The following is a 13,725-nucleotide window of genomic DNA, read 5'->3' on the forward strand; positions in this document are numbered from 1 at the left end:
TGAAAACCTGCGGAGTGGCGATCGACCGCCCTCCTGCCAGCGCTCTGGTGCGAGCACACCAGTGGTTTCTATCAGTCTGACTATATCGGAAGAAACTGAAACCTGTTGATCGCTCTAAAGTGTGATTCTCATCGATCCACATCCCCAGCGCGGGCCTTTATGAAAAATAGATCGGGGTCCGGATACTGTCGAGTATCGGGACCCCGATCTGAGGGTTCTTTCACGATGTATGACGATGCCCGTGCCGGCACCGGGGTTCAGTCGAAGCGGCTGAAGTCCGGTTTGCGCTTTTCCTGGAAGGCGGTAAATGCTTCGGTGGCCTCGGCTGACTTCAGGCGTTCGCCAAACAATTGCCCTTCGGCCAGCAGCGTTTCGCGGATGGCATCCCGGTTGGGACGGTTCAGCAGGGCTTTGGTGGCCCGAATGGCCGCCGGCGGTTGTGCGGCCAACTGTTGGCAGGCGGCCAGGGCGACCGACTCAGTGCTGTCGGGGGCGCAAATACGGTTGAGCAGGCCAAGGCGATCGGCCTGTTCCGCATCGAAGGGGCTGCCCAGCATCAGCAGCTCGCTGGCCCGGGCGCGGCCCAGCCATTGCGGCAACAGCAGGCTGGATGCGCCCTCGGGGCAGAGGCCCAGGTTGGCAAAGGGCATCTGGAAGCGGGTGTTGGTACCGGCGAAGATCATGTCGCAATGCAGCAGCATGGTGGTGCCGATGCCGACCGCCGGGCCGTTGACGGCCGCGACGACGGGCTTGGTGGCATTAGCCAGGGCAAACAGGAAGCGACCGACGGGCGTGGACTCGAATTCACCGGGCAGTCCCTCGGCAAAATCGGTCAGGTCGTTGCCGGCTGTGAAACACTCGGCATTGCCGGTGATCAGTGAACAACGGATGGAGCCGTCTGCTTCGGCATTTCCCAGCGCATCGGCCAGGCCGGTATACATGGCATGGGTCAGGGCATTCTTGCGCTCGGGGCGGTTGATGCGAATGACCAGTACACGGTCGTGACGTTCGGTCTGGATCAAGTCGGTCACGGGGTTCTCCTGCTTGTCGTTATCTGTGGTGTGGGGCGATTAAAGCCGGGTTTGGTCTCTCAATGCAACCGGATTGCCGGATTCGCTGAGTTCGGGTTGCCGCCCCCTGGCTTGAGCTCGAACCGGCCGGGCGCTGATTCCTGCCGTTGAATCGGGTAAACTATGGCGCACTTTTCAAGCGTCGTGACGGGCCGGCAGTGCCGCCTGTGTCCGTGCCGACCGAAGAACCACTGAGCAGGTGTTGCGGCTCAGCCAGCGATGGCTGGGCGATTGTCCTACCGGATCAATGCGTTATGCGCACCTTCCAACTGATGAGAGCCGATATGACCACAGTAATTCGCCAGGACGACCTGATCGAAAGCGTTGCCGACGCGCTGCAGTTCATTTCCTATTATCACCCGAAGGATTTCATCCAGGCTGTTTACGAGGCCTATCAGAAGGAAGAGTCCCAGGCGGCCAAGGACGCCATGGCCCAGATCCTGATCAACTCGCGGATGTGCGCCCAGGGCAAGCGCCCGATCTGCCAGGATACCGGCATTGTGACCGTGTTTGTTGAAGTGGGTATGGACGTGCAGTGGGACGCCGAGATGTCCCTGGACGACATGGTCAATGAGGGCGTGCGCCGGGCCTACACCCATCCGGACAACGTTCTGCGGGCCTCCGTGCTGGCGGATCCGGACGGCAAGCGCCAGAACACCAAGGACAATACACCGGCGGTGATCCATCACAAGCTGGTGCCGGGCGACAAGGTGGAGGTTCACGTAGCCGCGAAAGGTGGCGGTTCCGAAGCCAAGTCCAAGTTCGCCATGTTGAACCCGTCGGATTCGGTGGTTGAGTGGGTGCTGAAGATGATCCCGCAGATGGGCGCGGGCTGGTGCCCGCCGGGCATGCTGGGCATCGGCATTGGCGGTACGGCCGAGAAGGCAATGGAGCTGGCGAAGGAATCGCTGCTGGATCCGATCGACATCCACGACCTGCAGGCCCGCGGCGCGTCCAATCGTTCGGAAGAGCTGCGTCTGGAGCTGTTCGACAAGGTCAATGAGCTGGGTATCGGCGCCCAGGGTCTGGGCGGTCTGACCACCGTTCTGGACGTGAAGGTGAAGGATTACCCGACCCACGCGGCCAACAAGCCGGTGGCGATCATTCCGAACTGTGCCGCGACCCGTCACGCGCACTTCGTGCTGGACGGCTCCGGCGCCTCCCTGCAGACCCCGCCGAGCCTGGACGACTGGCCGGAAATTACCTGGGAAGTGGGTGAGAACGTGCGTCGCGTCAACCTGGACACGGTCACGCCGGAAGAGGTGCGCGACTGGAAACCGGGCGAGACCGTGCTGCTCTCCGGCAAGATGCTGACCGGCCGTGACGCCGCCCACAAGAAAATGGTCGACATGATCGAGAAGGGCGAAGAATTGCCGGTCGATCTGAAAGGCCGCTTCATCTATTACGTGGGCCCGGTTGATCCGGTCCGCGAAGAAGTGGTTGGACCCGCAGGTCCGACCACGGCCACCCGGATGGACAAGTTCACCCACACCATGCTGGAGAAAACCGGCCTGACCGGCATGATCGGTAAAGCCGAGCGGGGCCAGGTGGCGATCGATGCGATCAAGGAATTCGGTGCGGTTTACCTGATGGCCGTGGGCGGTTCTGCTTACCTTGTCTCCAAGGCGATCAAGAAGGCGGAAGTCGTGGCCTTTGAAGAGCTGGGTATGGAAGCCATCTACGAGTTTGAGGTGGAAGACATGCCGGTGACCGTAGCGGTCGATTCCAAGGGCAGCTCCGTGCACCAGACCGGTCCGGTCGAGTGGCATGAGAAGATCATTGCGGCCAAGGCGGTTTGATCTCAGCGATCCACTGACTGCAGAAGCGGGGCCTTTCGAGGCTCCGTTTTTGTTTGAGCTTCTAACGGCATGACTTGGGAGTCTGAAACCAATGCATGCCATCGCTTTCGTCGCCTAAGAGGGCCGTCCATGGCCGCTTATGCGACGAGGACATCCTGTCCTCTGCTCCAGCGATGGCATCCATTGGTTTCGCGCGGACCTTCTCGATGTTCTCCGAAGTCGGTTGGGCTGACGCAGGAAGCCCAACAAGCCGGGTACACGGCCTATATCATGACTGGTTTTTGAGGGCCCATGTACCAAGCATGTCCGCAATAACGGGGCGTTCGGTTCCAGCCCATTGTTGGGCTTCCTGCGTCAGCCCAACCTACCCCTTAAATCCTTACAACAACCTCTGAAGAGTCTGCTACATGCTCGAGTTGTCTGGTCCGGCCAGCCACTCGCGCGCCTTTTCCACTTCATCCATCCGGAACACCCGCAGCTCCATGTCCAGAAACCGCGACATGAACCGGGCAAAGGGGCCGATCCAGCCGGAGTCCGAGACCACGGCGCAATGGGTGAAGTCCTTGAGGTGCTTGCGGTCGAACCGGATGGCGTCCTTGAGGATCGACAGGTCAAAACCGTCGAAATCCCGCACCACCTCGATCAGTTTGACCTTGCCGTGCTGCTGGATGAACGCCTCCATGTGGCCGGCAATCTGCTCAAAATCCTCAGCGGAGACACGGCCTTCAACGCGTATCTCCACCGTTTTCTGTTCCGGGTATTCCACATATTCCGTTGCCATCTTTGTGCTCCCCCTCGGTCGTTTCGTCAGGATGAACAGCTGATTTCCAGATGCTTGCCCCAATCTGGTGGCAGGGCCGCATAGTGCTCGTTCTCCGGCTGCTCGTCGTAAGGGCGTTTCAGCACCGCCATCAGCTTGCGGGCGGTGTCGTATTGGCCGGTTTGCGCGTCCTGAATCGCTTCCTGCGCCAGGTAGTTGCGCAGGATGTACTTGGGATTGACGGTGCACATGGCCTGGTCCCGCTGTTCCGGTGAGCGCGTTTCCTGCGCGAGCCGGGCGTCGTAGCGCGTCAGCCAGTCGTCGGCGACGGTCCGATCCACGAACAGGTCCCGCACCGGCGCATTGCCGCGGGTCGCCCGTGTCGACAGGCCCCGGAAGAACAGGGTGTAGTCGATGTGATGCTCGTGGAGCATGCTGAACAGGTCCATGATCAGGGACATATCGCCCTCGGCATCCTGCTCCAGTCCAAGCTTTTGCTTCATCAGCGATTCGAACGTGCCGTTGTATGTGGTTTCATAGCAGCGCAGGGCTCTCCGCAGGTCGTCTTCGTCCATCACGTGGACCAGCGACTGGGCGAGGAACTGGCAGTTGATAAAGCCGATCTGCGGCTGACGGTTATAGGCGTAGCGCCCGCCCTGGTCGGTGTGGTTGCAGATGTAGCCGGCGTCGAAATCGTCGAGGAAGGCATAGGGGCCGTAGTCGAAGGTATCGCCGATGATCGACATGTTGTCGGAGTTCATGACGCCGTGGCAGAAACCCACGGCCTGCCATTGGGCGACTAATCGCGCGGTACGCCGGACCACCTCTTCCAGCCACAGGCGATAGCGATCGGGCAGGGGCTCGTCCTGCAATTCCGGGAAGTGCAGGGCGATGGTGTGATCCAGCAGTTCGCGGGTCGCTTCCGGGCCCTGGTGATAGGCGGTGTACTCGAAGTGACCGAAGCGGATGTGGGTTTCGGCGACCCGCATCAGTGTCGCTGCGGTTTCGATGGATTCCCGCATGACGGGATCCTTGGCACTGGTCATGAACAGGGCGCGGGTGGTGGGAATACCCAGATAATGCATCGCCTCGCTGCAGAGGTATTCACGCAGGGTCGAACGCAATACGGCGCGCCCGTCCCCGAAGCGGGAATAGGGCGTCAGGCCGGCGCCCTTGAGGTGCCAGTCCCAGTGCCGGCCGTCCGGGCCGGTGGTTTCCCACATCAACAGGCCGCGGCCATCGCCCAGGTCCGGGTTATAGGCGCCGAACTGGTGGCCAGTGTATTTCATGGCGATGGGGTCCATGCCGTCCAGCAATTCCTGACCGCCGCCGATGCGGGCCCAGTCTTCGCGGTCGCCCGGTTCCAGCCCCATCTCATCCGCCAGATCGTCGTTGAAGAGCACCAGTTTGGGCTCTTTGAGCGGTGTCGGCTGGATGCGGGTGTAGAAGTGGTCGGCAAGTCGGATATAGCGGTTTTCAACGCTCAGGGCTGTCAGAAGGCCTCCTTCGGGTGATCGTTGCATCACGCCATTTAAGTTGTTCACTCTAAATCCAGTGTGCATCTTTCAATAAGATTTGCACAGGGGAGCAGACCATTGATGGACACCCATTTACCCATTGTCGAACGGCTTTTCCAGAACTGGCAGAACACGCTGGGGCCGGCCACTGACGCTTACCGGAACCACGTCTATCGCGTCTTCAACCTGACCCGCTGCCTCTGCCCCGATCTGACCGACACCGAGCAGCGTTTACTGGAGGTTGCGGCGGCTTGTCACGATGTGGGGATCTGGCTGGATGGCAGCTTCGATTACCTGACGCCGTCGGCGGACCGGGCGTCGGCGTGGCTGTCCCGGCATCCGGACCTGACCGGCCTCTCACTGGAGCAGGAACAGCGGCAGGTGCGCCGGATCATCCATGATCACCATAAGGTCCGGCCTTCGAGTGATCGCCTGGCGAATGCCTTTCGCAAGGCCGACTGGGCCGATGTGACGGGGCTTTACGGCATCGCCGGCATACCGCCCGACCCCGGGCGCCAGATCCGGGAACAGTTTCCCTCGCTGGGATTCCGCCGCCTGCTGTTTGGTCTCGGTGTTGCCCATGCACGCCGTCATCCGCTGTCGCCTTTGCCGATGCTGCGATGGTAGCGGCTGACACAAGCTTGTCGTCAAACTGTCACATCCCTGGTTTTAACTGTTGGTCTATACCAAAGGAAACCGATGTGCTTGCTATCTTCGACCTTGACGAGACCCTGATTGCGGGCGACAGCTCGCACCTGTTCGCCGAATACCTGGTCCGGGAAGGACTTGCGACGGAGGAAACGCTGCTTGAACCCAACCGGGGCTTCATGGCGGCCTATCACCGGGGCGATCTGGACCTGGATGCCTACATGCGCTGCAACCTGGCGCCGGTTCGCGGCTGGTCGCGCGAGCGGTTTGACGCCGTTGTGGCCGACTTTATCGAGCGGGAGATCCGGCCCCGCATCCTGGCGACCGGTGTCGAGCGGGTAGCCTGGCACCGCAATCGGGGTGACCGGTTGCTGGTGATCTCCGCCACCGGCGATCACCTGGTCAAACCCATCGCCCGAGTGTTGGGCATCGAGGACGCGCTGGGCGTCGAGGTGGTCTGGGAGGCGGAACGACTGACCGGCGCCATCGGCCGACTGCGCCCCTTCCAGCATGGCAAGATCGATGCCCTGGAACGCTGGCTGGCCGGTGAAGCCATGGCGCCGATCTGGTTCTACTCCGACTCCCACAACGACCTGCCGCTGCTGAATCGCGCTGACGTGCCGGTCGCGGTGAATCCCGATGCCCGGTTGTCCCTGCATGCTGAAAACGCCGGCTGGGCCGTGCTGAAGGATGAGGTGGTTACCGCATGACGCTGCGCCAGCTCAACCTGGCGCGGGCCGTGATGGCCTCGGCACGGTACCGCCGCCGTAACGTCTCCCCGGATGCGCGGTCAAACCGGCCGCTCCCTCCACCGGTTCCCATGCCGCCGGACAGCGGCACTCGGCTGCTCGCCTAACGCGTTATCCAAGCACCACCATCATCAGTCCCAGCAGGATAACGACCACACCCACTATTTTGGGTCGATACAGCGATTCCCCCAGAAAATACCAACCCATGGCCACCCCGATCGGGATGCTCACCTGCCGGAAGGCGACCACGTAACTGACATCGTCGGCATAGGCCATGGACCAGATCACCAGCGCGTAGGTGGCCATGATCATGACGCCGGTCAGGGCCGTGCTGCGCCAATATCGGAAGAGCGACACCAGTTCGCGCCGCTCGTCGGACGACGGCAGCAGGAAGAGCGTCAGCCAGGCCAGCGCGGACCAGGCCTGCAACACCACGTACACCAGCGCCACATCACCGTCTGCGTCCGGCGTCGGCCACTGCTTGCGCATCAGGCCGGTGGCTGCATCGTCGACGATGGAGTAACCGGCCGTGCCAGCGGCTGCGATGAGGGCACACAGCGTGGCCCGGTTCTGGTAGTTGCGCCAACGCAGCTGGCGGAAATGCTGCATGGGCAGAACGATGCAACCGGCAACGATCAGCAGGATGCCCAGCACAGCCCAGGCGGAGATACGTTCAGCGGAGCCGAGAAAGACCGAACCAAACAGCACGATCAGCAGGGGAGAGGAGCGGGCCAGTGGGTAGACGATGGACAGCTCGCCATGCCGATACGCCGCCGCCAGACAGGTCAGGTATACCGCCTGGAAAAAGCCGGTCAGCACCACCAGCCACCAGGTCTCTGTTGATAGCCGGTCCAGCCCATCGATATTAAGCCCCATGAGTGGCGATGCCAGCAGGGCACTCCAGAGGGTGCTGTGCCAGAAGAAGGCCCCACCGGGACTGACTTTCTTGCCGAACAGGTTCCAGCCGGCGTGGGTCAGTGCCGAGAGCAGCACCAACCCGATCGCAAACAGGCTCATTCGACGAGGCGGGAAATTCGAGAAAAGGTCATGCGCCCCGCCGCCAGGCCCGGGTCGCGCGGTCCAGCCAGGCTCGCAGCGCGCCCTGCAGCAATTTCGCGCCGGCACAGGTCAGCATGATCATCACCGCCATGGCGGCGGCCGGGGCGATGTCGCCGGCCTCGTCCATGCTCATCACCGCCACCGATGCCAGCTGGGTGTGCGGGCCGTACAGGAAGACCACGGCGGAGACCGTCGTCATGGCATTGACGAACAGGTACAGCGCCACATCGAGGATAGCCGGCAGACACAGCGGCAGGGTCACCGTGAACAGCACGCGCCAGCGAGAAGCTTTGAGGGATTCGCCCACCGCCTCGAACTCCTTGTCGAGCTGTTTAAGGGCGGTGACCGCCGTCAGGTGCGAGACCGCATAGAAGTGCGTCACGGTGCACAGAATCAGGATCAGCAGGGTGCCGTACAGGCCGTTGAGCGGGTTGTCCGGGTGGTTGAAAAAGAAGATATACGCCAGTCCCAGCACCAGCCCCGGCACTGCCAGGGGCAGCAGGGCAAAGAACTGGAAAAAGCCAGCCATGGTCTTCGACTGTGGCGTTCGCTCCATCAGCCAGGCGTTGAAGAATACCAGCGCCGTACCCAGCACCATGGTGCCCAGGGCCATGAGCAGACTGTTGGTGTAGGCGCCCCAGCCACCGCCGTCCATCAGGTCGAAACGGTAGTTGCTGAAGCTCAGGTTCAGGTTGTAGGGCCAGAAGGTCACCAGCGAGGCGTATATGGCCATACCGATAATAGCGACGATGAAGACCAGCGTCGGCGTCAACATGGCAGCGCCCAGCCAGTCCCGCCCCGGATTGTGGGGCGGTTTGTAGGGCGCCGAACGGGCCGAGAGGCTGGCCGACTGTTTACGCTGGACGATGCGGTCCGCGGCGAACGCGAGCAGGGCCGGCAGCAGGAGCAGGATGCTGACCACAGCGCCCATTTCGAAGTGCTGTTGACCGATGACCTGTTTGTAGATGTCGGTGGCCAAGACATCGAACTGACCGCCAATGACTTTCGGCACGCCGAAATCGGTGATCACCAGCGTAAAGACCACGAAGGCGGCACTCACCAGACCGTAGCGGGCGCCTGGAACCGTCACCGTCCAGAAGGTGCGCCATCCGCTGGCCTTGAGCGCCGTCGCGGCTTCGTAGTGGCGGCCGTCGGCGTTCTCCATGGCGGTCAGCAGAATCATCAGCGCGTGGGGAAAGGTCCAGAAGCACGAGCCCATGACGATGCCGATCGGCCCGTAGATGTCGGCGCCCATCATCCAGCTGTTGAGAATGCCCTGGTTGCCGAACAGGTAGACGAGGCTGATACCGGGCAGCAGCGACGGGGCCAGGATCGGCAACACCAGCGCGCCTCGAATCCAGCCGGTCCAGGGCAGTCTGGTGCGGGTAATGGCCCAGGCGGCCATGAACGCCAGGCTGACCACGATCACCATGCTCAGGGCTGACACCCAGAGCGAGTTGAAGAACGCGGACTCGATACCGCCCATCTGCAGGTAATGGGTGAAATTGGCCAGCCCCACGAACTCGCCGTCGCGGTTTTCCACCGCTTTGGAGAGCAGCGAGTAGAGCGGGGCGAGCACCAGCAGGAACAGGACGCCGCAGCCGGCACCCAACAGGACGGTGAACAGGCCCGGGCGCCGGAAAGTCCGCCGGCGTTGGACGGCTGGACTGAGAGGGGCCACTTTGAGTGATGATTCAAGCATTGGATCGGAGTCCCTGTGGGCCGTTGTGGCCGCCCACACCAGAAAATGGATCAGGCAGCGAAGCAGTGGAGGGCTTCCGCCGGTAGCGAGATGCAGACGTCAGCCCCCGGAGCCAGGCCCAGTTGGCGCGCGGAGCGGGGATCGACATCGACCAGTAACGTCGGCTCAAGCCCTTCCAGCTGCACGCGCGTCCGGATAAAGGCGCCCAGGTAATCCATCGCCAAGACCCGACCGTCCCAGTCGCCCTGGCCTACCGGAAGTAAATGGACATCCTCGGGACGAATGGCGAGGCAGAGTCGGTCGGCTTCGGCAACGGGCGTCTGGACTGAAAAGTCGTGATTGCCGACGCGGACGCGATGGCTATCCAGGGCGGCGCCGTCGAGGAAATTCATGGCGCCGATAAAGGCGGCCACGAACGCAGAGGCCGGTTGCTGGTAGATTTCCAGCGGCGTGCCCACCTGTTCGATGACGCCGTTGTTCATGACCACCACCCGGTCCGCCATGGACAGCGCCTCTTCCTGGTCGTGTGTGACCATGATGGTGGTGACGCCCAGCTGCTTCTGCAGTTGCCGGATCTCGCCGCGCAGGTGCTGACGCACCTGGGCATCCAGGGCCGACAGGGGTTCATCCAGCAGCAACAGGCCCGGCGATGGCGCCAGGGCCCGGGCCAGGGCAACGCGCTGTTGCTGGCCGCCGGACAACTGGGCCGGGTATTTGCGTGTTTGATCCGTCAGGCCGACCATGGTCAGCAGGGCCTCAACGCGCTCACGAATGGCCTGGCGGGGCATGCCGATGCTGCGCAGGCCATAGGCGATGTTGTCGCTGACCGTCATGTTGGGGAACAGGGCGTAGGACTGGAACACGATCCCGAAATCCCGCTCACGGGGTGGCTTGTGGGAGATGTCGGTCTCACCCTGCTGGAGGGTGCCGGCGGATTGCTGTTCCAGGCCAGCGATGATGCGGAGCAGGGTGGTCTTGCCGCAGCCCGAGGGGCCGAGGAAGCAGACCAGTTCGCCGGGTTCCACAGTCAGGTCGATCTGTTTGAGGGCGCAGAAGTCCCCGAAATGTTTCTCGACGTCGCGCAGCGCGAGGCGGCTGCCCTGGATGGTCTGGTTCATGGCGTGTTCTCCTGAGTTAAGTCCCTTGCGTCTGGCTTCGCGGCGGGGAAGACAGGCGGAAAGGCCCTGCGTGGACAGGGCGCGTTTCGTAAGGTGTTATTCGGCCGCTTCTGACTTGCCGTCATACCGGCGCTGCCACTCGGCGAGGATGGCGTCGCGGTGGCTGGCGGCCCAGCCGAAGTCGTTGTCGATGATCAGCTCGTCGGCGTTGGCCGGGAAATACTCGATCGGCTGAGCGACGCCGGGCATCCCGACGATGGCGTAGCCTTCGTTGTACATTTCCATGGCTTTGTGGGAGATGGACCAGTCCACCAGGGTCTTGGCGGCGTCCATCTTCTTGGTGCCCTTGACGATGGCCGTGGCTTCCACTTCCCAGCCCAGACCTTCTTTCGGGAAGACCACTTCCAGCGGAGCGCCTTTCTGCTTCAGACGGGCACCGCGGAAGGCGAAGGAAACGCCGATCGGAGTTTCACCGGCGGCGGCCATCTTGCAGGGCTTGGAGCCGGAGTGGGTGTAGCGCGCGATGTTCTGGTGCAGGTCGTCCATGTACTGCCAGCCGGCGTTCTCGCCCATCATCTGCAGCCAGGCGGACACGTCCAGGAAGCCGGTACCGGACGAGTTCGGGTTGGGCATGACCACGTGGTCTCGGTAGACCGGCTTGGTCAGGTCCTGCCAGCTGGTGGGCATGGGCAGGCCCAGTTTGTCGGATTCGATGGTGTTGACGCAGATGGCGGCCATCCAGGCGTCCATACCCACCCAGGACGGGGTCGCGTCCTTGTCGCGGAATTTCGGGGACAGCTTGTCCAGGCCCTTGGGCGCGTATGGCTGCAGCATACCTTCGCCCTTCAGCAGCAACAGGCTGGTGCCGGCCAGGCCCCAGATCACGTCCGCGTGGGGGTTGTTTTTCTCGGCCAGCAGGCGGGCGGTCACGACGCCGGTGGAGTCACGTACCCAGTTGATCTTGATGTCCGGGTGGTCTTCGTTGAAACGCTGGGCATACTTCTGCAGGTCTTCGGCTTCCACCGCGGTGTAGACGGTCAACTCGGTCTCCGCGTGGGCGGTTACGGCGAGGGCGCACAGGCCGAGGGCCAGGGAATGTCGCAGGGATTTAAGCAGGGTCACGTTGAGCTCCTTTAATCGTGGATTGCGTCAGAAAGTTCAGTCATCAGAGTGTTGCGCTAACCGCATCCGGCTTTTGGTCTATACCAGATTGCTTCTTTAACCATAGGGTCTTCAGATTGCAGCGGCGTGACAGTCCGGTGACCGTCACATGGCAATGCATCAGGGGCGTTCGCCGCCGCTCAGACGACCGCCAATCGCCGCCAGAACGGCGGGCAGTTCGACAATGGAATCAATCACATAATGCGCGCCGGTCATCGCCATTTGGTGTCGGGCCGTGGCCAGGCGTGCGTTCTGTTCCGATTCGGACAGCCGATTCCAGTCTGCCTGGTCCATACCAATGGCATTGCCGGAGGCGACCACGGCCACCGCCCACATGCCGGCATTGAGCCCTTCCTCGATGCCGGTGCCGGTGTCGTCCACTTTCACGCAGCCCTGGACCGCGGTTGCCTCCAGTTCCATCGCGTTCTTCAGGCTCATGTGCGGTGCCGGACGTCCCTGGGGGACTTCCGTGGCGCAGACAATGCTGTGCGGTTCGAAACCCTGGCGGGTCAGGTGCGGCAACATGGCGTTGACCATGTCCCGGTTGTAGCCGGTGTTGGTGCCCAGGCGAACCCCGTTGTGCCGGCACCAGGCCTGCAGTTCGAGGGCGCCCGGAATCAGCGTGGCGCGACCGGCGATGGTGTCGGTTTGCAGGGGGACGAATGCCCGGTAGAGGCGCTCGATGTCGTCTTCGTCGGGCGCCTGGCCGTGTCGGGTCGTCCACTGGTCGCGGATGCGGGGCATGGCGAGCAGCTGGCGGATGTGTTCGCGCTTTTCGGTGCCCATTGGTGCCCGGGCTTCGGCCTCGCTCAGGTCGATGCGCTCCTGCTCGAACAGCTGCAGGAAGGCCTGGATCGGGGCCAGTGAGCCGTAGTCCACGCAAGTGCCGGCCAGGTCGAGGATCACGGCCTGGATCGGGCCGGTGTAGCGGCGTTGGTTTTGGTCGTTCACGGTCGGGGCAGGCATGGTATCTCCGGGGTCAGGCGGTCATCAGGTTGTCGGGGGCGGCGGACGGCGCGGGTACGGGCAGCGCAATATCGAGCGCTCGGCAGGCACCGGCGATGGCGGTCAGAACGGCGTCGATCTGGGCGTCGTGAAGTTGGCCGATGCAGCCAATCCGGAAGCTTTCTGCCACCGTCAGCTTGCCCGGATAGATCACGAAGCCCTGGTCCTTGATGGTGTTGTAGAAGCGCGTGAAGTCGAAGCCGGCGTGATCCGGCGAGAGGAACGTGACGATGATCGGCGATAGCCAGGCGTCGGCCAGCAGCGTCTGGAAACCCAGTTCGCGCATGCCGGCCACCAGTCTGTCCCGGTTGCGCTGGTAGCGGGCCCGGCGTCCGGCTACGCCACCCTCGGCCAGGTGTTCGTGCAGGGCCTGGTGGAACGCAGCAACCACGTGGGTGGGTGGTGTGTAGCGCCATTGACCGGTTCGCTGCATATAGCGCCACTGGTCGTAGAGGTCCATGGACAGGCTGTGGCTGCGCCCTTCACAGGCGATGAGGCGATCCTCGCGCACGATGACGAAGCCGAATCCGGGGACGCCTTCGAAGCACTTATTGGCCGAAGACACCAGTGCGGTGAACGGCAGGGTCGCGGCATCCACCGGCAGCGCGCCGAAGCCGCTCATGCTGTCGATGATCAGATCCCGCCCACGTTGCTCGCAGACCGCCGCAATCTCTTCGACGGGATTCTGGATGCCGGAGCTGGTCTCACAATGAACCACGACCACCTGGCGGATGGACGGATCGTCACGCAGGATCTGGTCGACCTCCTCACCCCGGGGCGGCTGGTAGTCACCCTTGTCCAGCGTGATCACCGGACGCTCCAGGATGTCGAGAATGCGGGCGATCCGCTGGCCGTAGGCGCCGTTCATCAGCACCAGGGTGCGGCTGGCCGGGTCGATCAGCGTCCCCAGGGTGGCTTCGACCGAGAATGTGCCGCTGCCCTGCATCGGGACGCAGACGTGCGTATCGCGGGCATTGGCGATGGTCAGCAACCGGTCGCAGATGTCGGCCGTCATGGTGTTGAAGTCACCGTCCCAGGATCCCCAGTCCCGCAGCATGGCCTGTTTGACGGTCAGGCTGGTGGTCAGGGGACCCGGGGTCAGGAGGTAAGGGTCGCGTTGAGGCGTGTTGGTCATGA

The 13,725-nt window shown here is 62.7% G+C and carries 12 protein-coding genes; 3 read left to right on the forward strand and 9 right to left on the reverse strand.

The window, feature by feature from the left end; all coding sequences use genetic code 11:
- Positions 1 to 257: 257 nt before the first annotated feature.
- Positions 258 to 1,031 (reverse strand): enoyl-CoA hydratase, encoded by a 774-nt coding sequence (locus JL474_RS01320; RefSeq protein WP_203140652.1) that lies wholly within the window; start codon positions 1,029 to 1,031, stop codon positions 258 to 260.
- A gap of 323 nt (positions 1,032 to 1,354) precedes the next feature.
- Between JL474_RS01320 and JL474_RS01325 the strand changes: the two genes are divergently transcribed.
- The gene (locus JL474_RS01325) at positions 1,355 to 2,869 is read left to right on the forward strand and encodes a fumarate hydratase (protein WP_203140653.1); all 1,515 of its coding nucleotides are present in this window, start codon (positions 1,355 to 1,357) and stop codon (positions 2,867 to 2,869) included.
- A gap of 403 nt (positions 2,870 to 3,272) precedes the next feature.
- On the opposite strand, the gene JL474_RS01330 is transcribed toward JL474_RS01325, so the two are convergent.
- Complete coding sequence (locus tag JL474_RS01330) at positions 3,273 to 3,650, reverse strand: SpoIIAA family protein (RefSeq protein ID WP_203140654.1); 378 nt, start codon at positions 3,648 to 3,650, stop codon at positions 3,273 to 3,275.
- Between the two features lie 26 nt (positions 3,651 to 3,676).
- On the reverse strand, positions 3,677 to 5,152 hold the full coding sequence (locus tag JL474_RS01335; RefSeq protein ID WP_203141269.1) for a protein adenylyltransferase SelO: 1,476 nt from the start codon (positions 5,150 to 5,152) through the stop codon (positions 3,677 to 3,679).
- A gap of 75 nt (positions 5,153 to 5,227) precedes the next feature.
- Between JL474_RS01335 and JL474_RS01340 the strand changes: the two genes are divergently transcribed.
- A complete protein-coding gene (locus tag JL474_RS01340; RefSeq protein WP_203140655.1) occupies positions 5,228 to 5,773 on the forward strand; it encodes an HD domain-containing protein in 546 nt (181 codons plus the stop codon).
- A gap of 74 nt (positions 5,774 to 5,847) precedes the next feature.
- Positions 5,848 to 6,504: an HAD family hydrolase gene (locus tag JL474_RS01345; RefSeq protein WP_203140656.1), complete on the forward strand. Its 657-nt coding sequence runs from the start codon at positions 5,848 to 5,850 to the stop codon at positions 6,502 to 6,504.
- Between the two features lie 150 nt (positions 6,505 to 6,654).
- Here JL474_RS01345 and JL474_RS01350 read toward each other — a convergent pair whose 3' ends face one another.
- The 6 genes from JL474_RS01350 to JL474_RS01375 form a co-directional block, all read right to left on the reverse strand.
- Positions 6,655 to 7,560: an EamA family transporter gene (locus JL474_RS01350; protein WP_203140657.1), complete on the reverse strand. Its 906-nt coding sequence runs from the start codon at positions 7,558 to 7,560 to the stop codon at positions 6,655 to 6,657.
- A gap of 28 nt (positions 7,561 to 7,588) precedes the next feature.
- Entirely contained in the window at positions 7,589 to 9,304 is a 1,716-nt protein-coding gene (locus JL474_RS01355) for a putative 2-aminoethylphosphonate ABC transporter permease subunit (protein WP_203140658.1), read from the reverse strand.
- 50 nt (positions 9,305 to 9,354) lie between these two features.
- Positions 9,355 to 10,422 carry a putative 2-aminoethylphosphonate ABC transporter ATP-binding protein gene (locus tag JL474_RS01360; protein WP_203140659.1) on the reverse strand — a complete coding sequence of 356 codons (1,068 nt, stop codon included), beginning with the start codon at positions 10,420 to 10,422 and terminating at the stop codon, positions 9,355 to 9,357.
- 96 nt (positions 10,423 to 10,518) lie between these two features.
- Complete coding sequence (locus JL474_RS01365) at positions 10,519 to 11,538, reverse strand: putative 2-aminoethylphosphonate ABC transporter substrate-binding protein (RefSeq protein ID WP_236012014.1); 1,020 nt, start codon at positions 11,536 to 11,538, stop codon at positions 10,519 to 10,521.
- A 165-nt stretch (positions 11,539 to 11,703) separates the two neighbouring features.
- Positions 11,704 to 12,549: a phosphonoacetaldehyde hydrolase gene (gene phnX / locus JL474_RS01370; protein WP_203140660.1), complete on the reverse strand. Its 846-nt coding sequence runs from the start codon at positions 12,547 to 12,549 to the stop codon at positions 11,704 to 11,706.
- Positions 12,550 to 12,562: 13 nt separating this feature from the next.
- Positions 12,563 to 13,723, reverse strand: coding sequence for a 2-aminoethylphosphonate--pyruvate transaminase (locus JL474_RS01375; RefSeq protein ID WP_203140661.1), 1,161 nt, complete (start codon positions 13,721 to 13,723; stop codon positions 12,563 to 12,565).
- Positions 13,724 to 13,725 lie beyond the last annotated feature (2 nt).

Source organism: Marinobacter mangrovi (assembly GCF_016798325.1).
Lineage (GTDB): Bacteria > Pseudomonadota > Gammaproteobacteria > Pseudomonadales > Oleiphilaceae > Marinobacter_A > Marinobacter_A mangrovi.